The organism is Roseibium sp. RP-7, assembly GCF_053005225.1.
On the sequence record NZ_JBRKQA010000001.1, the window covers coordinates 2043494 to 2064023 of the forward strand.

Below are 20530 nucleotides of genomic sequence, written 5' to 3' on the forward strand. Positions count from 1 at the left end.
CTGGCCGGAAAGGCTGATGCGATCGCCTGGATCTTACAGAAGGGCAGTTGCAAGAATCCGTGATACCGGAAATCGAATCTTTTATTCCGGACAAATATCCGGCATAGTGGAGGAAATATCCATTTTGCCGGAGGAAGCCCTGTGTCCGATGCCTTTCTGTCGCATATTTCCGAGACGCTAAAAGAAATCGAGGCCGAAGGGCTCTACAAACGCGAGCGGTTGATCACCTCGCCGCAGGGCGGTGTGATCACGGTTGGCGGGCGCGAGGTTATCAACCTTTGCGCAAACAATTACCTGGGTCTGGCCGATCATCCGGCTCTTGAGGAAGCTGCCCGCAAGGCACTTGAGCCAAAGGGTTACGGCATGGCGTCCGTGCGCTTCATTTGCGGAACGCAGGACATTCACCGGCAACTTGAGCAACGCTTGGCTGAATTTCTCGGCAAGGACGATTCCATTCTGTTCGCGGCCTGTTTTGACGCAAATGGCGGCTTGTTCGAGCCTTTGCTTGGCCCTGAGGACGCGATCATATCGGACGCGCTCAATCACGCATCGATCATAGACGGTATTCGCCTGTGCAAGGCCCGGCGCTATCGCTACGCCAATTCCGATATGGCGGATCTGGAAGCGAAGCTGAAGGAAGCTCGGGCCGCCGGTGCCCGCCACATCATGATCGCGACCGACGGTGTCTTCTCGATGGACGGCTATCTGGCCAACCTGCCGGGGGTGACCGAACTGGCCAGGCAATATGATGCCGTGGTGATGGTCGACGATTGCCACGCGACCGGTTTCATGGGGCCGAAGGGCGAGGGTACACCGGCGCATTTTGGGGTTGATGTCGATATTTTGACGGGAACGCTCGGCAAGGCGCTGGGCGGCGGCATTGGTGGTTACATTGCCGGGCCTCAGCCGGTTATTGACCTGCTGCGCCAGCGGGCAAGGCCCTATCTCTTCTCCAACTCCCTGCCACCGGCAGTGGTCATGAGCGGTCTTGAGGCCATCCGCCTGGTGGAAGAGGGTGACGATCTGCGCAAGAACCTTTTCAACAATGCCGGCTATTGGCGTGCAGGCCTTGAAGCGCTCGGCTTCACGCTTCTGCCGGGTGAGCATCCCATCATTCCGGTGATGCTGGGCGAGGCAAAGTTGGCCCAGGAAATGGCGGCAAAGTTGTTTGAGGAAGGCGTCTATGTCTCCGGTTTCTTCTTTCCTGTGGTGCCGCGCGGTCAGGCCCGCATTCGCACGCAGATGAACGCGGCTTTGACCCGGTCCGACCTGGACCGCGCACTGGAAGCCTTCGAAAAGGCCGGCAAGGCGACGGGGGTTCTGTCATGACCAGCAACCAAATGAAGGCGCTGTCCAAGTCCGAACCGAAGGAGGGCCTCTGGATGACCCGCGCGCCGGTGCCGGAAATCGGTCCGGACGACGTTCTGATCAAGATCCATAAAACCGGCATTTGCGGCACGGATATTCACATCTGGAACTGGGACGACTGGGCGTCGAAGACCGTGCCGGTGCCGATGATCACCGGTCACGAATTCGCCGGCGAAATTGTCGAACTCGGCAAGAACGTCACCGACCTTGAAATCGGCCAGCGATGCTCAGGCGAGGGGCACCTGATCGGACGGCACTCACGCCAGTCTCGCGCGGGCAAGTTTCATCTGGATCCGGAAACCCGCGGCATAGGCGTCAACGAGCAGGGTGCCTTTGCAGAATATCTGCGCTTGCCGGCCTTCAATGTTGTGCCTTTGCCGGACGAGATCGACGATGAGATCGGCGCCATTCTCGATCCGCTCGGCAATGCGGTTCATACCGCACTCAGTTTCGATCTGGTTGGAGAGGATGTTCTGATCACCGGAGCTGGTCCGATCGGCATCATGGCCGCTGCTGTTGCCCGTCATGTTGGCGCGCGCAATGTCGTTATCACCGATATCAGTCAGGCGCGTCTCGACCTTGCAACGAAGGTGGCCGACGTGGTGCCGGTCAATGTCGCCCGGGAAGATCTGAAAGGCATCGAGAAGAAACTCGGCATGAAGGAAGGCTTCGACGTTGGCCTGGAAATGTCCGGCAGTCAGGTAGCGCTCGATCAGATGGTCGAGAACCTCGTGATGGGCGGGCGGATCGCACTGCTTGGTATCCCACCCGGAAAGTCGCCAGTCGACTGGTCACGCATCGTGTTCAAGGCCATCACGATCAAGGGCGTTTACGGCCGGGAAATTTTCGAGACCTGGTACAAGATGATTGCCATGCTGCAGAACGGTCTGGACGTGCGCAATGTCATCACGCACCGGTTTGGTGTCGATGATTTCGAAAAAGGTTTTGCTGCCATGAAGTCAGGCGAAGCCGGCAAGGTAGTCCTCAGCTGGACCTGAGCCGGCTGAATGGCGAAGGGAACTTCAGCAGCTACATCAACAATCAAGTGACGCAAGATCGCTCTCGATCAGATCGAAGGCGATCTTTTCGCGCGCGTTTCTTTCCTGGCGGCGTTGCACCGTTTCAGGCAAAGCCGGATTTCTGCGGCAAACCCAGCTTTTTCAGGACCATCACCACCGGGCAAAGTCCGGTAAAGGACGCCTGGACGAGATGCGCGCCGAGAATTCCGGTGAGCCAAAGCCAGTTGAGATTGACGTAGACAGCCAGCAATACCGACGCAAGTATCAGCAGGCCGACCACGAGAAGAATGGCGCGTTCGACGGTCATCGTATTCTCCCAAGTTTCATTCATTCGAAACAGAGAAATTATGCGCCCATTTTACCGCGTTGAACAGGTCCTTGGTTCCGGCAGGACACATCGCCAGGCAGGGATCTCACCGGCGTAATCGCGGCAATTTCCGGATCGACAAGAGAATAATACTCATTTTGAGCATTATTCTCTTGCTAATGCTCAAAATGAGTATTAGATGAGATGCAGCCGAGGAGTTCGGCTGTATTCCAAAAATTCGAGGGAGGCTCGAATGTCCAAATTTCACTACGGCGTTTTTGTCGGCCGCTTTCAGCCGTTGCATGCCGGCCATGAGGCCGTCATCAGATCTGCGCTGGAACAAGTCGATACGCTGATCGTGCTGATCGGGTCTTCCGGTCAGGCGCGCACCCCGCGAAATCCCTTCACTTGCGCCGAACGCGAAGAAATGTTCGCAAAGGTGTTCAAGCACGAGCTGACCACCGGCCGTCTGATCCTGAAGCCTGTTTCGGATCATCCCTATTCGGATGCTGCCTGGTGCGCCGAGGTTCAGCGAGCCGTCAATGAAACCGTGCTTGCCGATTACAACAAGGGCGGTGTCGTTCTGCATGGCTTGCAGGATATCGAGATCGCGCTTGCAGGCTATGGCAAGGACCGCACGAGCTACTATCTCAAGCTGTTTCCCGAATGGGGCAATGTGCAGTTGGCCAGCCAATACGGCACCTTCTCGTCGACAGACGTGCGCAGGCAGTTGTTCCAGCGCATCCCGGTCATATCGCGGTCGGTTCTGTCAGCCGGCGTGGTGGAGTGGCTGGAAGCCTTCGTTCTGACGGAGACCTTTCGTGCACTTCTGGAAGAGGCCGAATACCTGGATGCTTATCCCGGGCAATGGGGAAGAGGACCGTTCGTGACGGTGGATGCCGTCGTCATCCAGTCCGGAAACATTCTTCTGGTCGAGCGCGGCCAGGCTCCCGGCAAGGGGTTGCTGGCTCTGCCCGGCGGTTTCCTTGATCCCAGTGAAAGCATAAAGGACGCCGCGATCCGCGAGTTGAAGGAAGAAACCGCCATCAGCGACCACAAGGGAGAAATTCCCCCGGCGATGCTGGCGTCTTTCATAGACGGAACCAAGACAAGGGTCTTCGACCATCCTGACCGGTCGTTGCGTGGCCGCATCATCACCCACGCGTTTCTGTTTCGCCTGCCTGAACGGCGCGAACTGTTTTCAGTCACGGGTGGTGACGATGCCAGGTCAGCCAATTGGCATCGCCTTGGCGATCTGAAGTCCGAGCAGTTCTTCGAAGATCACTGGTCCATCATCCAGCTGATGGCGGACCTGTAACAGCGCCCGCGGGGGAGGCCCGCAGGCAATCGCACCTGTCACGTGAGGAGTTCACAATGACAAATCCACTTCTGGCGACTGACAGCTACAAGCAGTCGCATTTCAAGCAATACCCTCCGGAAGCCCGCAGGATTTCTGCTTACCTGGAAGCAAGGCCAAATCCGTTTTCGGACAGCGTCCTGTTCTTCGGGCTGCAAACCTACCTGAAGGACGTGCTTCTCAAGCCGATCACGGCATCGGACATTGCGGCGGCTGATCGGATCTGTGCCGCCCATGGCGTTCCCTTCAACCGGGAAGGTTGGGAACAGATCCTGACAGATTACGGTGGCCTGTTTCCGCTGGAGATCAAGGCGCTGCCGGAAGGAACACTGGCACCGAGTGGTGTGCCGCTTGTTCAGGTGGAAAACACCGACGAGCGCATGCCCTGGCTGACGACCTGGGTGGAAACCGCCTTGTTGCGGTCGGTCTGGTACCCGTCGACGGTTGCCACGTTGTCTTTCAAGTGCAAGGAGATCCTGTATCGCGGTCTTCTGGACACGTCCGATGATCCGGACAGCCAGATCCCGTTCAAGCTGCACGATTTTGGCGCGCGCGGTGTATCTTCTGCCGAAAGCGCCGCTCTTGGCGGCATGGCCCATCTGGTCAACTTTGCCGGCACCGACACCATGGAAGCTCTGGAAGCGGCCATGACCTGGTACGGCGCGGATGTGGTGGGCTTTTCGATCCCGGCAGCTGAACACTCGACTATGACAAGTTGGGGCCGTGAGCGGGAAGTCGACGCGTACCGGAACATGCTGGTGCAGTTTGGCCGTCCCAATGCTCTGGTGGCGGTCGTTTCAGACAGCTACGATCTCGGCAATGCTGTCGAGAACCTGTGGTGCGGCCGGTTGAAGGACGAGGTGCTGAAATCGGGGGCAACGGTCGTCATCCGCCCGGATTCCGGCGACCCTGTCGAAATGCCGTTGAAGGTTATGGAAACCCTTTGGCAGCACTACGGCGGTTCGGAAAACAGCAAGGGTGCGCGCGTGTTGCATCCGTCGGTTCGCGTCATTCAGGGTGACGGCATGAAGCTCGACACCATCAGGCAACTGGTGGAAGAGCTGGTGCGTCGCAATTGGTCAGTCGACAACATCGCCGTCGGAATGGGCGGGGGACTGTTGCAGCAAGTCAACCGGGACACGATGCGCTTTGCCATGAAGGCAAATGCGATGAAAACCGCTGATGGCACCTGGCGCGATGTCTCCAAGAACCCGGCGACCGATCCCGGCAAGGCCTCCAAGGCCGGTCGGCAGGCGACGGTCCTGGAAAACGGAGTGCTGAGCGCGGTTCGTCTCGAAGCGGTTGGCGGCAGAACCGATCAGTTGCAGACGGTCTACCGCAATGGCGTGCTGGTGAAGGACTGGACTTTCGAAGAGGTACGCGCTCTGGCCCGTAAGCACCTGTTGGAAAGGGTGGCGAGCTGACCACATGATTGACCCATGGTGTTGGCCGGATGACCGGCCAGCACTGGAAAGAGTGGTGCGGACGGCTAAAGGGCCGTCCGTTGCCAATCCGGTTGGTAGGTGATGTCGGAAACGCCGGCAAAGCGGGCGGTGCGTTCCAGCTCCGCCTGTAGTTTGGCCTCCCGGCCCTTTGAGGCTCTGATGCCTTGTTCCGGCCAGTAGGCCCGCACATGAAGCCTGTTCTCGCTCCTGAGTGCCTTCATGTCGATGCGGCCGATCAAACGGTCGCCTTCCATGACAGGGAAGACGTAGTAGCCGTATTGGCGCTTCGGCTCGGGAACGAAGATCTCGATCCGGTAGTAGAAACCGAACAGGCGCTCAGCCCTTTTGCGGTCGCGAAGTGCAGGATCGAACGGCGACAGGATCCGTACCCGCGAAGGCGGTTCGGGAAGCTCGGAAAGCGTATCCAGCGTTTCCGGATAGGCGAACACCTTCCGCCAGGATCCATCGACACACTCAACTTCAATCTCGGTAATCGTGCCCGCAGCCTTTGCTGCGGTGCACCAGTCCTTGGCTTCCTGTGGCGTGATCAGGTCCCAGAAGGCAGCAATCTCGCCGGAGGTCGCAAAGCCCAGCCGGTCGAGCGCGGAGCGGGCTGCCCAATCTGTCGTTTCTTCAAAGTCATGAGCAGCATTGAGATGTTGCGCCGGAATGACCCGTTCCGTCAGGTCGTAGACTTTCTGAAACCCGTTCCGGCCGGTTACCGACAATTCGCCGGTGCGCCACAGAAACTCGAGTGCTGCCTTCGAGGGGTGCCATTCCCACCAGCCGCCATTGCTGCGTTGCTCGTCTTCTCCGACAGATGCCGACGTGACCGGACCATGGTCGCTGATCCTGTTCAAAATCTCGTCGAATTTCCGTTCGAACGCGTTCTGGTGCCAGTTGCGCCACCTGTTGATGAGGTTTTCCTTGTCCCGGCTGAAGCGCAGGCGCCAATGCCGGAAAAACTCTGTCGGTATGACCGACGCATCGTGCGTCCAATGCTCGAACAGATGCCGGTCACGCTCGGCAAGAAGCTTGAGGTTCTTTTCCTTGTAGGCTGGTCGCCGGGCAGCCAGGATCATATGGTGCGCGCGGGCGACAGTGTTGATGCTGTCGAGCTGCACGAAGCCGATCTGGTCTATGACCGCAGCAAGATCATCGCCTTTTCCGGTTCCCTTGGGGGCGGATGCAAGGCCGTGTCTTTCGAGGAACAGGTGCCGAGCAATACGATTCGGCAGCCGGGGCAGGGGGGAGGCACTCATGCGGCAAGGCTAGCATCTTCCAGGTTTCAAAGAAAATGATCGCAGTGATCTTATTGTAATTTTTTGCAAGAGCGACAGATGCCGTTGTCAAAATGAAACCGCAAATACAACGCATGTACACGTAAAACGTGTTTTTTTTGATTGACCGATTAGTCAAAAGAAGTTTCACTGATTTGTCTGACTTCATTCATGGCTTTGTTTGAGCGGTATAAAATGAGTGTTTTCAATCATTTGAGAAAGAGAATACTGGTTTCGGGTCTTGCTTGCCTGGCTTTGACGCTGTCCTCTACTACCCGTGCCGACACGAATGACTGTTCCTCCGTCAAGTTGAACGGTTCCAGTGTCTGGTACCCGATTTCCATGCGCCAGGAAGCCGATGTCAGCCTCAACGGTGTGTTTCCTGACCTCGCAATTGAAATCTTTTCAGCATTGGATTTGCCTTTAGTCATGGGGCCGGATCTACCGTGGAAACGGCTTTTGACATTGCTTGAGCATGGTCAGATCGACGTCCTGGCGGGGGCCTATCTGACTGACGAAAGGCTCGCCAAGTTCGGCGTCAGTCTGCCGGTCATGCGCGAAGATGTCGGTGTCTTTGTCCGCACCAGCCTGGATATCCGCCCTGCATCTCTTGAAGACCTTGCGGGACTGAGGGGCGTTGCACCGTTCGGGGCATCGTTTGGAGAAGAATTCGAGACCTATGCGGCTGCCAAACTGTCCATCGATCGGCAACCCTTCGACGACTTCAAGACCAACATGTACCTGCTGGCAGAGGATAAGGCCGACTATCTGGTCATTGCCCGCCGGGACGGCGAGATGATGATCCAGGAAGCCGGGGTCGAAGGAAAGGTCGAAGTCCTGCCGTGGTCTGCGGCTGTCAACACGGTTCATTTCCTGTTCTCCCGCGCGACACCGTGTATAAGAATGCTGGAGTCCTTTGACGAGGAACTGCAGCGTCGCCGTGAATCCGGTGAGCTGAACAAGCTGATCGAAGGCTACACTCTGCCCACGGGCGACGGATAGAAGAAGCAAGAGACCCCATGCAGCAACAGGTGAAGGCGTGACGGATTTAGGCGCAGCCGGTCCGGGACTGATACTGATTGCCGTGCTGGTGTTTCTGAGCGCAGGGTTCATCAAGGGGCTTGTGGGCTTCGGATTGCCGACAATCGGGCTTGGCCTGATGACTGTGTTTGTCGGTGTCGAAAAGGCGATGGTCCTTATCCTCTGGCCGGCATTCCTGACCAACCTCTGGCAAAGCCTGTCCGGTGGTTACCTGCGCGTTCTCTTGCCCCGTCTCTGGCCCTTTCTGGTGTCAGCCGTGGTGATGCTCGCCGCCGGAACCTTCATCCTCACCCAGTTGCCGGAAGGTGCCGCCGATCTGCTTCTGGGGATACTGATGGTTTCCTACGCGGTGCCGATGCTTGCAGGGCTGGTGCTGCATATTCCGGAAAACCGGGTCGTCCCGGTTGGAGTGGTCGTCGGGCTGGTCAACGGTGTCCTTTCGGGACTGACGGGGTCCTACACGGTGCCCGGTGTCATGTATCTGCAGGCGCTGGGGCTCACGCGAGACGAACTTATCCAGGCAATGGGTCTCTTGTTCCTGCTGTCGACGACGGCGCTCGGCATTTCACTTGGCGGTTTCGGACTGATGGGAGGCCAGGAAGCAGTGGCCTCTGCTGCGCTGGTCGTACCGGCCCTGTCCGGCGTCTGGTTTGGACAGCACACGCGCAAGAAAGTGTCGGAGGCCGGTTTCCGCCGGCTCGTGCTGGCAGCCATCCTCGCCCTTGGCCTTTACCTCATTCCACTGGGGCTTTGGCGCCTGCTCTAGCTTTTCCGGCAGAATTCATGGCGGGAAATCGTGGCGCTTGGGAGCGCAGCCAAGGACTTGCGTTTCCAACGTCATTCCGGCCAAGCGAAGCGCGAGCCGGGACAGAGACAACGTTGTGTTCGCTGTCTTCTTCGGCTTGTTTCGCCAGATCTCGGCACACCGATCACGGATCTTCGCTACGCTACGTCCTGGTTGACCATGGCGGGCTACAAAAAAACGCCGCGAAGACCGCGGCGTTCGAGGACTGGTTTTTCAGGCCGCGTCTTACTTGGCGATCAGCCGCATGGGGGTGGCGGTGCCGACCCCGGATGTCGTCTTGGTGTTGGCCCACTGGTAGGACTGACGTTCCTCCGTCGGTGTGCACAAGAAGCGCTCGCGGTAGCATTTGGTGAAATGCGAGGTGGAGGCAAAGCCGCAGGCCAAAGCGACATCCAGCACCGGGCGGCTGGTCCGGCGCAACAGGTCGCGCGCGGTTTCAAGGCGCAGGCGCAAGTAGTACTGGCCGGGCGTGCAGTTGAAATGACGCCGGAACAGGCGCTCCAGCTGGCGCGGCGACAGGTTGACCGTCATCGCAAGTTGCTGGCAGCTCAGCGGGTCTTCGATATGCAAATCCATGATCCGGATCGCGTCGAGGATCTTGGCATTCGAAATGCCGGTCCGGGCCTCGATGTCATGGCGCTGCGCAGATTCGCCGGAACGCATGTTCTGGTAGAGCGCGACTTCGGCAACTTCATGGGCAAGATAGGCACCATGCTGGATCGCAATCAGGCGCAGCATCATGTCGAGCGACGCCATGCCGCCGGCACAGGTGATACAGTTGCGGTCGATCGCAAAGATATCGGACGTTACTTCGACATCCGGAAATTCCTCCCGCAGGGATCTCAGGTTTTCCCAATGGATGGTGCAGCGGCGACCGTCGAGAAGATGATACCGGGCAAGCAGATAGGCACCGGTGCAGATGGCGCCAAAGGTGCGGCCCATTGCGTTCAGACGGCGCAGCTTGTTGCCGAGTTCCGTGTCCAGCGGCAGGCGCTCGACGTCGATGCCGGTGCACAAAAGTGTAATGTCTGCATCGTGCAGGTCGCGAATAGATTTTTTGACCGCGACTTCGCAGCCGTTGCTCGCCGTGACGGGATTCCCGTCAAGCGAATAAGTTGTCCATTGGTAGTACTCTCTTCCCAAAAGGCGATTTGCTATTCTGACAGGTTCGATAACGCTGGCGAAAGCGTTCATGGAAAATCGCTCCATGAGCACGAATGCTATCTTCTGGCCTGATTCATCGTGCGCGCGTCCGGACATTTACTGTGCCTCTATGGAAGGTATTATTGCCATTTGTCTTTGGCTTTCAGCAAGTTTTGCAGTTTGTATTTATCTGTCAAATAAAAAACGCTTACAGACCTGATATTCTCGTAAATGTCACAAACGAATTGGCAGCGTTGCCCAGCCCGTCATCCAGGTGCGGAACATTTCATCGGCAAATGCTGTCTTTTTCACCGCGATGCCGACGCTGCGCCGCTCCAGGCCTTCATGGTCGAGCGGGACGCCCGTCAAAGTATCCTTCATCTTCAAATGACCGGCTGGAAGGATGGCAGCGCCAAAGCCTAATCCGGCCAATTCCAGTACCTGCTGATCGTTGACCGCTTCAGCTGAAACATTCAACGGCAGGCCCGCCAGGGCGAATTCAGCCAGCAGGGCATCATAATTCGGGCAATACCTGCGGGAGATCAGGGAAACGGACTGAAGGTCGTCCATCGAAATCCTGTTGCGCCCGGCCAGCGGATGAGACCTTGCAACGACAAGTACATAAGGCTCGCTGTAGAGTTCCCGGTACTTGTGGCTCTTGGGGGAGCAGGCCTTGTCGACCAGAGAAAGTTCCGCGTCCGCCGCTGCCTGCTCGAAACGCATCTCCAGTGTCGGATAAGTGGTGCGCAGGGCATGGAACGCCCCCTGAAACGCTGGAAGCAGAATATCGGGCGCCGTATATAGGCTCAGGCGAAGCGGGGGTTCTTTCAGGAAGCGGTTCTCGGCCTCTCCGACAGCCCGCAGGATAGACTGGGCATGGTGATACAAATCGCGACCAGCCGGTGTCGGGCGTAACCCGGTACGGGAACGGACAAACAGCGACGTTCCAATTGCGTCTTCAAGTTTCTGCAAGGCCTGGGACAAGGACGGTTGAGAAATGCCGTGTCCCGAGGCTGCCGCGCTGATCGTTCCCAATTCGAAGGCGCTGACGAAATAGCGAAGCGGGGTCACTTCAAGCATAGGAATTACCTATATCAATGATAGAAAGCATAGGAGTATACTGCGAAATAAGCTGAGGGCACAACTCGGGCGGTCAATTGCAACGCCGTACCGAAGGAACTCCCGAATGAATTCCGCAATACCCGTGTCTCCGTCAGAAACCTTTCCGCTGCCTCGAACCGAACCGATCGCCATTCATCGTGTGCTTGATCTGTTTGAAAAAGGGTCACCGGAACTCTTCGGCGAACTGTCGGAACAACTGTACTTCCGTATCGACCACTACCGCGATGAAACCGACGTTGCCTGGCAGGTGGCCTCCGGGCTGGAGGAAATGGCTGGTGTCCTGCAGCGCCTTGCACAGGACGTTTTTCCGAAGGGAACACATATTCTGGCTCTCGCCTCCCAGGCATTGGGGCAGGGATGGTTCCTGACCCGTTTCGAGCAAAGGTTCTTCTATCCTGTCAGGAACTGCGAATGCGAAAGCATCACCTTTATCCTCAGCCACGAAGACAACGGAAAGCTCGATTTCTTCCGGGAAACCGTGACGACAATTGAAGAAAGACGCTGACGTGTAATGCAGGTGGCGTGGCCGTCCGGCATCGCCGGATGGCCCGTCAGGAGAGGCCTGCGAATGCCTGCAGGCCGGAATCTTGAACATTTTTAGAATGATTTTTTTGAACTAAGTGCGTTTAGTGGATCGCAGTTGCTTCAAGTCAAGGCTGGACTAATGTTACATGAGGCACAATCTAATACGAGCGCTGACATACGGACCAAGATTGACATGAACGTACTTGCCAAACCCGCCGACCTCGAAGCTGCCGCCCCGGCTGGCGCTTTCGTCGAGGAAGTGAAATCCGTCCAGCATTACACGGACCGCCTGTTCCGCTTTCGCATGACACGCCCGGCGAGCTTCCGCTTCCGGTCCGGGGAATTCGTGATGATCGGTCTGATGATCGACGGCAAGCCGCTCTATCGCGCTTATTCCATCGCCAGCCCGGCATGGGACGAAGAGCTCGAGTTCTTCTCCATCAAGGTTCCAGACGGCCCGCTGACGTCTCATCTTCAGAAGATCCAGCCGGGTGATGCCGTGCTGATGAAGAAGAAGCCGACCGGCACGCTGGTGAACGATGCGCTCATCCCCGGCAAGCGCGTCTACATGTTCTCCACCGGAACCGGCATCGCACCGTTTGCGAGCCTGATCCGTGACCCGGACACCTACGAAAAATTCGACCAGGTGATCCTGACCCATACCTGCCGTGAAGTTTCCGAGCTGAAATACGGCGAGGACCTTGTGCAGGAAACCATCAACGATCCGCTGATCGGTGAGTTCGCAAAGGACAAGCTGGTCCACTACACCTCCGTGACTCGTGAAGACTTTACGCGTCAGGGCCGTATCACCGATCTGATCAAGTCCGGCAAACTGTTTGAAGACCTCGGCGTGCCGCCGCTCGATCCCGCCGTTGACCGCGGCATGATCTGCGGTTCCATGGACATGTTGAAGGACACCAAGGCGCTTCTGGAAGAAGCAGGCCTCACCGAAGGTGCAAACAACAAGCCGGCAGAGTTCGTTGTCGAGCGTGCATTTGTCGGCTGAGTCGGCAACGGCTTAATCTGTTATTAATGCTTAGATCTTTGGCCGGGGGCGCGTGTTTAACACGTGCCCCCGCGGCTTTATTAATGATCTATTTTGGGTTTTCCAAAGAAAGCAGGGTCGATACACCCTAATATGGGGTTCGCGGGTGGACAGACATTGCCTGCAGTGGCAAGAATCTGTCTTAAAAATGGCAAGTCAGCAGGGCCACTTGAACGCTGCAGGCCAAACATCAAGGTACTGAGCCATGATCTCCGACAGTCGAACCTATGTGATTGCCGAAATCGGTATCAACCATAATGGCGATATCGACCAGGCACTCGAAATGATCCGCAAGTCGAAGGAGGCCGGGTGCGACGCAGTCAAGTTTCAAAAGCGTACGATCGACGTCGTCTATTCCGCTGAAGAGCTGGCGCGTCCCCGTGAAAACGTCTTCGGCGCAACGAACGGCGATCTGAAGCGCGGCTTGGAATTCGGCAAGGCCGACTACGACCGCATCGACAAGCTGTCGAAGGAACTGGGCATCGACTGGTTTGCCTCGCCATGGGACGAAGGTTCCGTCGATTTCCTGCTGGACTACGACACGCCCTATATCAAGGTCGCTTCCGCGATGGTGACCGACCGGGATTTCCTGGAGTATTGCGCTCGCAGTGGCCGGCCCTTGCTGGTTTCCACCGGCATGAGCGACATGGCTATGGTGAAGAGCTTCGTTGACGTGATCGAGCGCTCCGGCGGCGAGATCGCCTGCCTGTACCACTGCACCTCCACCTATCCGACGCGCGATGACGAGATCAATCTGCTCGGCATTTCGACCCTGAAGGACGCTTTCCCTCATCTGAAGATCGGTTTTTCCGGTCACGAAGAAGGTATCCTGCCAAGCGTCTGTGCCGCCGCTCTTGGGGCGTGTTCCATTGAACGGCATGTCACGCTGGATCGCTCGGACTGGGGGTCCGACCAGAAGGCGTCGCTTGAAATGCCGGAAGTCGCTGAGCTGGTTTCGCAGGTGCGCCGGGTGGAAGTGGTCCGGGGCGACGGGGTTCTGCGCTTCTATGAAGACGAGAAGCCGATCGCGGAAAAGCTTCGCCGGAAAGTCACGCTGCAGGCGGCGTGAGACGATTGAGGTATTGGTGGGCTGACCGGAACCGGTCGGCCCTTTTTTTGTTCAAGAGCCATTTATGTCCATCATTGACCGCTGCCTGAATCTGTACCGGGGGGAGAGCTATTATGTGGCTTATCCAGCCCGGCCGCTTCCACAGGACTATTGGGAAGCAAAGACGGATCCGGACGGCAAGGTCAGGGACATTGAAGCCGAGCGTGGTCAGCGCAAGGAAGATGTTCGCTATATCGCGGACTACGTCAACGCACGGTCGCCGGGACGAGTGCTTGATATCGGCTTCGGCCTTGGCGAATTGCTTGAGCAGCTCACTGGCAAAAACGAGTGTTTCGGCCTGGATCCTTCCGAGAAGGCGGTAGAGGTCGCTCACCAATGGTGTTCGGCAGAGCTTCGGCACGGTGTTCTGGAGAAGGGGACGTTTCCTTCAAGCACGTTCGATGTGGTGACCGCCAACCATGTCATCGAGCATGTCGACGAGCCGATCCCCTTTGTTGAAACCATCTTCGAGATCCTGAAACCGGGTGGTGACTTCATTTGTGGCACGCCGAATTTTGCTTCAGCGGCCGCCCGGGTCTACGGTGATCGTTTCCGGTTGCTGCATGACCCAACTCATGTGAGCCTGTTCTCTGACGATTCTCTTGTCAGGCTGCTGCGTGACACGGGATTCCGCATCGAAATGGTCGAATATCCCTATTTCGGAACGCGTTTTGCCACGCGCGAAACGTTCGACAGCATGGTACGGGCCGACGCGGATGTGTCGCCGGCGTTCTGGGGATCTTTCGTAACCGTGTTCGCGCGCAAACCAGAGTGACTCCAGCTTCTCCGAGGTGGTTGAGCAGAAAAATGAAAATAGTAGCGGCCATTCCTGCCAGAGGCGGTTCCGTCGGTCTTCCGGGCAAAAACATCCGGCCCTTGAACGGCATTCCGCTTGTCGGCCGGACCGTGCGTGCCGCACGCGGGTCGCGTTTCGTGTCCGAAGTATTCGTTTCGAGCGATTCAGCGGAAATTCTGACAGTCGGTGAGAAATACGGAGCAAAATCCGTTTTGCGCCCGACCGAACTTTCCGGACCGACCGCGAGCTCGGAATCCGCGTTGATCCATCTTCTGCAGAACGAGCCAAGCCTTGTCAGCGAACCGCCGGACATTCTGGTTTTCCTGCAGTGTACGGCCCCTTTCACGCAGGCACATCATGTCGATCATGTTGTGGAAGCGCTGCTGGCCAAGAATGCGACCAGCGCGATTTCGGTGGTCGATGACCATGGCTTCTACTGGGAAGTCGGTCCCAGCGGCGAAGGCGTCGGTCTCAACCATGATCCGAGCAAACAACGCGTCCGCCGGCAGGATATCTCTGCAAGATACAGGGAAAACGGTGCCGTTTACGCCATGCGTGTTCCCGAATTCCTGGAAGCGGGCAACCGTTACTGCGGAAAGACGATCCTGGTTCCGGTGGATTCGACCTGGATCGAGATCGATACTTCGCAGGACTGGGACATGGCCGAGGCTTTCATCCGGTCAGAACCCTTCACCGGCTTTCTGACCGAGACTGAGACCCAGCCCTTGCGGGCGGTGGTGACCGCCTTTGCCGGTGTGCACACGGACAATACGGTTTTCGTCAATCGAGACGGCACGGAGTCAATCGTCTGCAACCGGTATGATGAAATCGGTCTCGACCGTCTGCTTGGCCGCGGCATGATGTTGCTGATGCTGGATCGGGAAGAGGACAGTCTCGCTGTCCAGCGCGCCCGCAAGCTTGCCATGGATTACAAGCATCATCTGTTCGACAAGATGGAAACCCTTTCGGACTGGCGCACAAAAAAGGGGCTGGAGTGGTCCGAGATTGCCTATATCGGCGCAGACATTGCGGATCTCGACTGCATGAAGGCTTGCGGTCTGAGCATCGCGCCGCGCAATGCGCCTGCTGAAGTGAAGGCAACGGCAACGGTGGTTCTGGAAAGTGCCGGTGGTGCCGGTGTGCTGAATGAAGTCTCCGAGCTGCTGATTGCACGGGGCATGATTGCCAACTGACAGGACCGTCATCACTCCAGGTGGTGACATGGAAGAATTTGGGTTCGGGGATCGCGATACGTGCAATCTGCAAACGTCTTCGCTCACCGGGCACCTTGCGACTGAGAAGGTGAAATATGGCCGTAGACCCACTGCAAAAGAACGTTTCGGTGTTCGATACGCTGCAGCAGCTCGGCCTTGCGTCCCTTGAAACCCAGAGTGTTTTTGCACCCCGGACCCGCGACAAGGAGGGTTTGACCGTCTATCGCGACACGGTTTCAGGTGTTGTCTACATCAATGATTACTATGTCGGCGACGAGACCTACGAAGGCGCTGAACACCGCAAGGACGACTTCTACAAGCGCATCGACTGGGACTACGAATACCAGCAGGATCAGTACCGGCGTCTGGATGCCTACAAGCAGTTTTATACGGGCAAGACAGTCACCGAGTTTGGGTGCTGGAAGGGGCTTTTCCTGAGAGAGGCAGCCAGTCGTGGTGCCGATGTCACGGGGATCGAGCTGCACAGGGGTTACATCGAGGCGCTGGTCGCCGATGGCTATCGCTGCGTGGACAATCCAAACCAGATCGCTCCGGCAACGCAGGATGCGGTCTTTGCCTTTCATGTGCTGGAGCATCTTCCCGATCCGCTTTCAACCCTGCGAGAGTTGCGAGCACTACTGACGGACACCGGAACACTCGTTGTCGAGGTTCCGCATGCTTCCGATTTCCTGCTGTCCAATCTTCAGAACGAAGCTTTCAAGAATTTCACCCTCTGGAGCCAGCACCTTATTCTCCACACACGCGAAAGCCTGAGGCGCCTGCTTGTGGCTGCTGGCTTTGCGGATGTCGTGATTGAAGGGGTGCAGCGGTATCCGCTTTCCAACCATCTCGGATGGCTTGCCAACGGCAAGCCCGGTGGCCACAAGTCAAGCCTGTCCGCATTGGAAACACCGGAACTCAGGTCGGCTTACGAGGCCGCGCTCCGCAAGATCGACGCGACCGATACGCTTGTTGCGATTGCCAGAAAGGCTCGCTAAGGCGGAGCGGCCAGTTCAACAAACGTTCGCACTGCTTTGCCGCAGGCTCACTGGCAGCGCCTGCAAAGCTTTCTACAGGCCCAGCCGTTCGTTCCGTTTGCCAGGATAACCGGCTGCCAGTTCTTCACGCATGACCTGAATGACCTGCGGTACCATCTCCACCGTCGGATGCGTCTCGTCGATGTAGATGTACTTCATGCTTGGATACCAGGGCGGATTGGCCTGGCCGAGCAACAGGGCGGGTTCCACCGGGCCGAAGCGCACGCAGGAAACGCCAAGAATGCCCGCCATGTCTGCAACACTGGTATTTGCCGAAACCACAACATCGCAAATGGCGGTCAGGTCGGCGGCCGCCATCAGGTCGTTGAAGAGATCGACGTCCGGGAAATAGGTGAACTTTCCTTCCGAGCGGGCCACCAGGAAGTCGAGCTCCTTTTGCAGGGCCATGTACTGAAGATTGACGTAGATCGCGTCTTCAGCATCAAGGATCGGCGCAAAATCAGGCGCGGACAAGTAATAGCGCGCGCGGTATTTCTCCAGGTTCCGGGAGCGCCAGGAGACGCCGATAATCGGTTTCTTGTCGGCGTCCGGCAGCCTTCCGAGATATTCGCGGGCCTTTTCCTGGTTGAATTTGTAGACCGGGTAAGGGGCCTTCTTGAAGCTCTCGAAATCCCGCCGGAAATAGCGTGCAAGATCGACCATGTTGGCCGTTATGTCGTAATCCGCATCCTCCGGGGCCTGGTCGTCCTTTGGCGTGCCGGGCCTGACAAGGATCTCCGGAAACGAATTCTGGAAGAAGGGAACGGACTTCGCCGACACTTCGAGAATGAGCTTTTTCGCTCGCGCCTGGATATCGAGAAACATCGTGCCGCACTTGAGCGCGTCACCAAGCCCCTGGTCGCCCCACAGCAACACCGTCTTGTCCGAGATATCCTCGCCTTCCCATTCCGGCTTTGGAAACTCACGTCGTTGGGAGGTTGCTTTCTTGTCTTCAAAGCGGGCGGCGTGAATGTCCCAACCCGTTTCGAGGTTCCCCATCGACAGATAGGCGAGCGACAGGTTCCAGTCGAGGCCGGAAATCACGCCGCCAGGCGCTTCCTCCTTTGCCTTCTGGAGAATGTCGATACTGTCCTGTCCGCGGCCGAGCATCAGGTAGTGAACCCCGAGCGTGACCTTGCAGTGATAGTTGCCCGGCGTGCCTCTGACGGCCTCTTCGGCGTATTTCAGGCCCTCGTGTGCTCTGGAGATCGAGAACAGGACGCGGGCCTTTTCGTGGAGCAGGAGCGGGTTGTCCTTGAAGCGCTCCAGGGCCTTGTCGATCGCCTCGAGCGAGGCGTCGAACTGTTTCAGTTCAAGGCGGCAACGGGCCTGTTCGATGCAGTTCTCGACGTTGTCCGGTGCGAGTATTTCCGCGCGTTTGAAGAAGGTAAGCGCTTCCTCGAAACGGTTGTTCTTGCGCAGAAGCAGGCCATAGTTCGTATAAACTTCGCCGTGGTTCGGATTGGAGACAAGCAGGCTCTTGAAGATCGCTTCCGCTTCTTCAACCCGTTGCAGTCCGGTCAGCGCAATTGCCTTGATGTTGAGCGCCTCGCGCTCCTTCGGGTTGAGCGACAGGGCTTTTTCCGAAACGGCGAGCATGCTTTCCGAATCCGTTCCGATGTCCATCATCGCTCGGGCGAGGTTGGCATAGAACGACGCCTGGTTCGGATTCTGGGCAATTGCCTTCTGGATGTATTCAACGGCCTTTTTGGGAGATCCCAATTGCCTATAGGTCACGCCTAGCAGATTGAGCGCATCCGGATTGGTCGGCGCCTTTTTCAATACCAACTTGTAGCACCGCTGCGCCTTTTCAATCTCTCCGGACTGGTGATAGGACAGCCCCTTGACGAGCTTTTCGCGTAAAGGATTTGGAGCGGTTTGCGTGGCCATCTTCTATCTGCTCTTCGGGAATCACTTGAAGAACAATAGCAGGAAGGGGTCTCAAAGGCAGGCCGACAAGCCAAACTGTCCGGATTACCTTGGGGATTGAACCTGAATTTCTTACTTGAAAGAGCTTACTGCCGGCGGAACTGCTGTGACTGGAATTGCTGGCGTTGGTATTGTTGCGGTTGCCCCCGCTGCGGCCGGTAGTCTTCGCGCTGGTATTGCTGGCGCTGATAGTAGGACCTGTTTTGCGGCAGGCCCAGCCGGCGTTGTCTTTCCAGTTGCAAAAGGCGAACTCTTTCTTCGAGCAATTGCTGAACGCGCTGCGCTTCTTCCAGTTCACGCCTTTCCTGTGCCAGTCGCTGTCGCTCGAGCTCCAAAATCAACATCTGCTGCTGCAGAAGCGATTGATTGAGTCGCTGTTGCTCGTCGGTGAGCAGGGGGGCAGACGGCAGTTGGATGTTCTGCGAGGACTGCGCGCGAGCGACCGTTGCGGGCGCAAGGACCGCAAACAACAGGAAAAGTGCCGCAGCTTTTTTGGTCGCGGAGCGAAACATGTCATCCATGCCCAGTGCCGGAGCCAGGGCTTTGCTGGCGGGCAACACGAAACCGGATCACTTCCGGTACGCCCGATCATCAGGATCCGCTCAACGGAACGGATCTGACCAATATACACGCTCACCTTTTGCAGGGCTGGTTTTCAGGAAAATTTGCCCAGATTTCTGGCAAGAGTTGCAATTGTGGTGAATCGGATCACGGCAAAGTAGTGAAAATTGCGGCAACCGGATCTGGATGTAAGCAAAAGGAAAATGGTGGGCGATACTGGGATTGAACCAGTGACCCCTCCCGTGTGAAGGGAGTGCTCTCCCGCTGAGCTAATCGCCCTCGCTTTGTCCTGCGAGGCCGGCTTATTAATAGAAGTCAGCATATTGTGCAACCCTGTTGTTAAGAATTCGGTCTGCGTTCGAACCCGGTTTCGCTAAAAGGTTCGAACCTTGTGCTTTTTTCGTTCTCATTTTTCGGCTAGCGATGCGCGCGGCGCTTCAGTGTGGCGCCTCGAACGTGCCTTCGATGACCTTGGGCGTACCTCCTGTAATTGCGTGATGTCTTGTGTGCCGACAGGGTGCGTCCCTGGCCTTCGGTCAGCTCTGCCTCTTCCAGTTTCGTCATGCCGCCATGACAGCAGGCGTCGAGGTTGAAATAGGCGATGCCGGCGTCTTTGGCTATTTTCTGCTATATCTACCAGAACCTGTTCGCCTTGTAGCTCTGGCATTGCGGGTCAAAGATCATGGAAACACGACGTCGGGGCAAGTGCGACAGGATTTCCTCGGCGTCAGCGTAGAGCCGCACGGATTCGCCCGTATTCGGGTCGATGTGTTCAAGCGGGTGGTAGACGAATTCTCCGGTCTTGTGGTGGATGATCCGGATCTTGTCTGGTGCATCCTTCGATCTGTAGTCCGTCCATGTGATATGTCCTTTGCCAGCATTTTCCGGGCGTTGCAGCCATTCGAAGCAGATTACTACGGCTGCGCCGCATTCTGGCCGGTTGGCCTCGATCGCGCCCATGCGAATTTGAAGACAGTCTAGCGGTCGACTATGGGTTTGATCTTGCGACGGCGTTTCTTCCTGGTGACCGATTTCCATGGGTTGATGAAAATGCCATTCTCGTAGCGAAAGAGCCTCGGATAGAGCGGCTGCATGCGCGACCAAGCGCTGCGGCTGGTCAGACTTTTTTCGGGACGTTCAACATGCGTATGGGGGGCACCGTGATGGGAGAGACTGTTTCTCTCGATACCATTTTTCAGGAAATGTGAAGGATACGCCAACAGGTAGATAGCAATCGCAAGGAATCTTCCGAAGGCCAGCGCCGTACCTACGGTGCAATACGGGACGTTAAAACCCAGACAACCGATGTTTCCATAGAGCAAGACGAACATGGGCTCCGCTCGGTTCTGTTGAATAGCGTCTTGAAAAACACGACGCGACAGTTACCAAGGTTCAGACGCTGACTATCAGAGCGGGTACAGCAGGCTG

At 57.1% G+C, this 20530-nt stretch carries 20 protein-coding genes and 1 tRNA gene; 12 read left to right on the forward strand and 9 right to left on the reverse strand.

Annotated features, from left to right (window positions below):
• Positions 1-141: 141 nt before the first annotated feature.
• Complete coding sequence (locus ACVDG9_RS09310; RefSeq protein WP_447237810.1) at positions 142-1329, forward strand: glycine C-acetyltransferase; 1188 nt, start codon at positions 142-144, stop codon at positions 1327-1329.
• Positions 1326-2366, forward strand: a complete 1041-nt coding sequence (gene tdh, locus ACVDG9_RS09315) for an L-threonine 3-dehydrogenase (RefSeq protein WP_075281508.1) — start codon at positions 1326-1328, stop codon at positions 2364-2366. The genes ACVDG9_RS09310 and tdh overlap by 4 nt, the downstream gene beginning before the upstream one ends.
• Before the next feature lie 124 nt (positions 2367-2490).
• Here tdh and ACVDG9_RS09320 read toward each other — a convergent pair whose 3' ends face one another.
• Entirely contained in the window at positions 2491-2694 is a 204-nt protein-coding gene (locus tag ACVDG9_RS09320; protein ID WP_031270681.1) for a YgaP-like transmembrane domain, read from the reverse strand.
• A gap of 253 nt (positions 2695-2947) precedes the next feature.
• On the opposite strand from ACVDG9_RS09320, the gene ACVDG9_RS09325 reads away from it, so the two are divergent.
• Positions 2948-4012: an NUDIX domain-containing protein gene (locus ACVDG9_RS09325; RefSeq protein ID WP_055653537.1), complete on the forward strand. Its 1065-nt coding sequence runs from the start codon at positions 2948-2950 to the stop codon at positions 4010-4012.
• Positions 4013-4068: 56 nt separating this feature from the next.
• Entirely contained in the window at positions 4069-5475 is a 1407-nt protein-coding gene (locus ACVDG9_RS09330) for a nicotinate phosphoribosyltransferase (RefSeq protein ID WP_447237811.1), read from the forward strand.
• A gap of 65 nt (positions 5476-5540) precedes the next feature.
• Here the strand turns inward: ACVDG9_RS09330 and ACVDG9_RS09335 are convergent, their stop codons facing one another.
• Complete coding sequence (locus ACVDG9_RS09335) at positions 5541-6758, reverse strand: winged helix-turn-helix domain-containing protein (RefSeq protein ID WP_447237812.1); 1218 nt, start codon at positions 6756-6758, stop codon at positions 5541-5543.
• Between the two features lie 213 nt (positions 6759-6971).
• Between ACVDG9_RS09335 and ACVDG9_RS09340 the strand changes: the two genes are divergently transcribed.
• Positions 6972-7778 (forward strand): substrate-binding periplasmic protein, encoded by an 807-nt coding sequence (locus ACVDG9_RS09340; protein ID WP_447237813.1) that lies wholly within the window; start codon positions 6972-6974, stop codon positions 7776-7778.
• A gap of 37 nt (positions 7779-7815) precedes the next feature.
• On the forward strand, positions 7816-8583 hold the full coding sequence (locus ACVDG9_RS09345; RefSeq protein WP_077290147.1) for a sulfite exporter TauE/SafE family protein: 768 nt from the start codon (positions 7816-7818) through the stop codon (positions 8581-8583).
• A gap of 264 nt (positions 8584-8847) precedes the next feature.
• Here the strand turns inward: ACVDG9_RS09345 and ACVDG9_RS09350 are convergent, their stop codons facing one another.
• Together ACVDG9_RS09350 and ACVDG9_RS09355 are read right to left on the reverse strand one after the other, a co-directional pair.
• On the reverse strand, positions 8848-9882 hold the full coding sequence (locus ACVDG9_RS09350) for a GlxA family transcriptional regulator (protein WP_023003882.1): 1035 nt from the start codon (positions 9880-9882) through the stop codon (positions 8848-8850).
• 117 nt (positions 9883-9999) lie between these two features.
• Positions 10000-10845 (reverse strand): LysR family transcriptional regulator, encoded by an 846-nt coding sequence (locus tag ACVDG9_RS09355; RefSeq protein WP_447237814.1) that lies wholly within the window; start codon positions 10843-10845, stop codon positions 10000-10002.
• Positions 10846-10951: 106 nt separating this feature from the next.
• Here ACVDG9_RS09355 and ACVDG9_RS09360 point away from each other — a divergent pair, with 106 nt between their 5' ends.
• The 6 genes from ACVDG9_RS09360 (at position 10952) to ACVDG9_RS09385 (ending at position 16573) form a co-directional block, all read left to right on the forward strand.
• Positions 10952-11392 (forward strand): hypothetical protein, encoded by a 441-nt coding sequence (locus ACVDG9_RS09360; RefSeq protein ID WP_447237815.1) that lies wholly within the window; start codon positions 10952-10954, stop codon positions 11390-11392.
• Between the two features lie 213 nt (positions 11393-11605).
• Positions 11606-12418, forward strand: coding sequence for a ferredoxin--NADP reductase (locus ACVDG9_RS09365; RefSeq protein WP_447237816.1), 813 nt, complete (start codon positions 11606-11608; stop codon positions 12416-12418).
• A gap of 244 nt (positions 12419-12662) precedes the next feature.
• Entirely contained in the window at positions 12663-13526 is an 864-nt protein-coding gene (locus tag ACVDG9_RS09370; RefSeq protein WP_023003886.1) for an N-acetylneuraminate synthase family protein, read from the forward strand.
• 64 nt (positions 13527-13590) lie between these two features.
• Positions 13591-14340, forward strand: coding sequence for a class I SAM-dependent methyltransferase (locus ACVDG9_RS09375; protein WP_447237817.1), 750 nt, complete (start codon positions 13591-13593; stop codon positions 14338-14340).
• Positions 14341-14372: 32 nt separating this feature from the next.
• Entirely contained in the window at positions 14373-15554 is a 1182-nt protein-coding gene (locus ACVDG9_RS09380; RefSeq protein ID WP_055653552.1) for an acylneuraminate cytidylyltransferase, read from the forward strand.
• A gap of 116 nt (positions 15555-15670) precedes the next feature.
• The gene (locus ACVDG9_RS09385; protein WP_447237818.1) at positions 15671-16573 is read left to right on the forward strand and encodes a class I SAM-dependent methyltransferase; all 903 of its coding nucleotides are present in this window, start codon (positions 15671-15673) and stop codon (positions 16571-16573) included.
• 72 nt (positions 16574-16645) lie between these two features.
• Here ACVDG9_RS09385 and ACVDG9_RS09390 read toward each other — a convergent pair whose 3' ends face one another.
• The 5 genes from ACVDG9_RS09390 to ACVDG9_RS09410 all read right to left on the reverse strand — a co-directional run bounded on the left by ACVDG9_RS09390 (position 16646) and on the right by ACVDG9_RS09410 (position 20433).
• The gene (locus ACVDG9_RS09390; protein ID WP_447237820.1) at positions 16646-18502 is read right to left on the reverse strand and encodes a tetratricopeptide repeat protein; all 1857 of its coding nucleotides are present in this window, start codon (positions 18500-18502) and stop codon (positions 16646-16648) included.
• 125 nt (positions 18503-18627) lie between these two features.
• Complete coding sequence (locus ACVDG9_RS09395; protein ID WP_447237821.1) at positions 18628-19062, reverse strand: hypothetical protein; 435 nt, start codon at positions 19060-19062, stop codon at positions 18628-18630.
• 244 nt (positions 19063-19306) lie between these two features.
• Positions 19307-19381: transfer RNA gene (locus ACVDG9_RS09400), tRNA-Val, on the reverse strand.
• A gap of 354 nt (positions 19382-19735) precedes the next feature.
• Complete coding sequence (locus ACVDG9_RS09405; RefSeq protein WP_447237822.1) at positions 19736-20062, reverse strand: hypothetical protein; 327 nt, start codon at positions 20060-20062, stop codon at positions 19736-19738.
• Between the two features lie 17 nt (positions 20063-20079).
• Positions 20080-20433: a hypothetical protein gene (locus tag ACVDG9_RS09410; protein WP_447237823.1), complete on the reverse strand. Its 354-nt coding sequence runs from the start codon at positions 20431-20433 to the stop codon at positions 20080-20082.
• Positions 20434-20530: the final 97 nt, after the last annotated feature.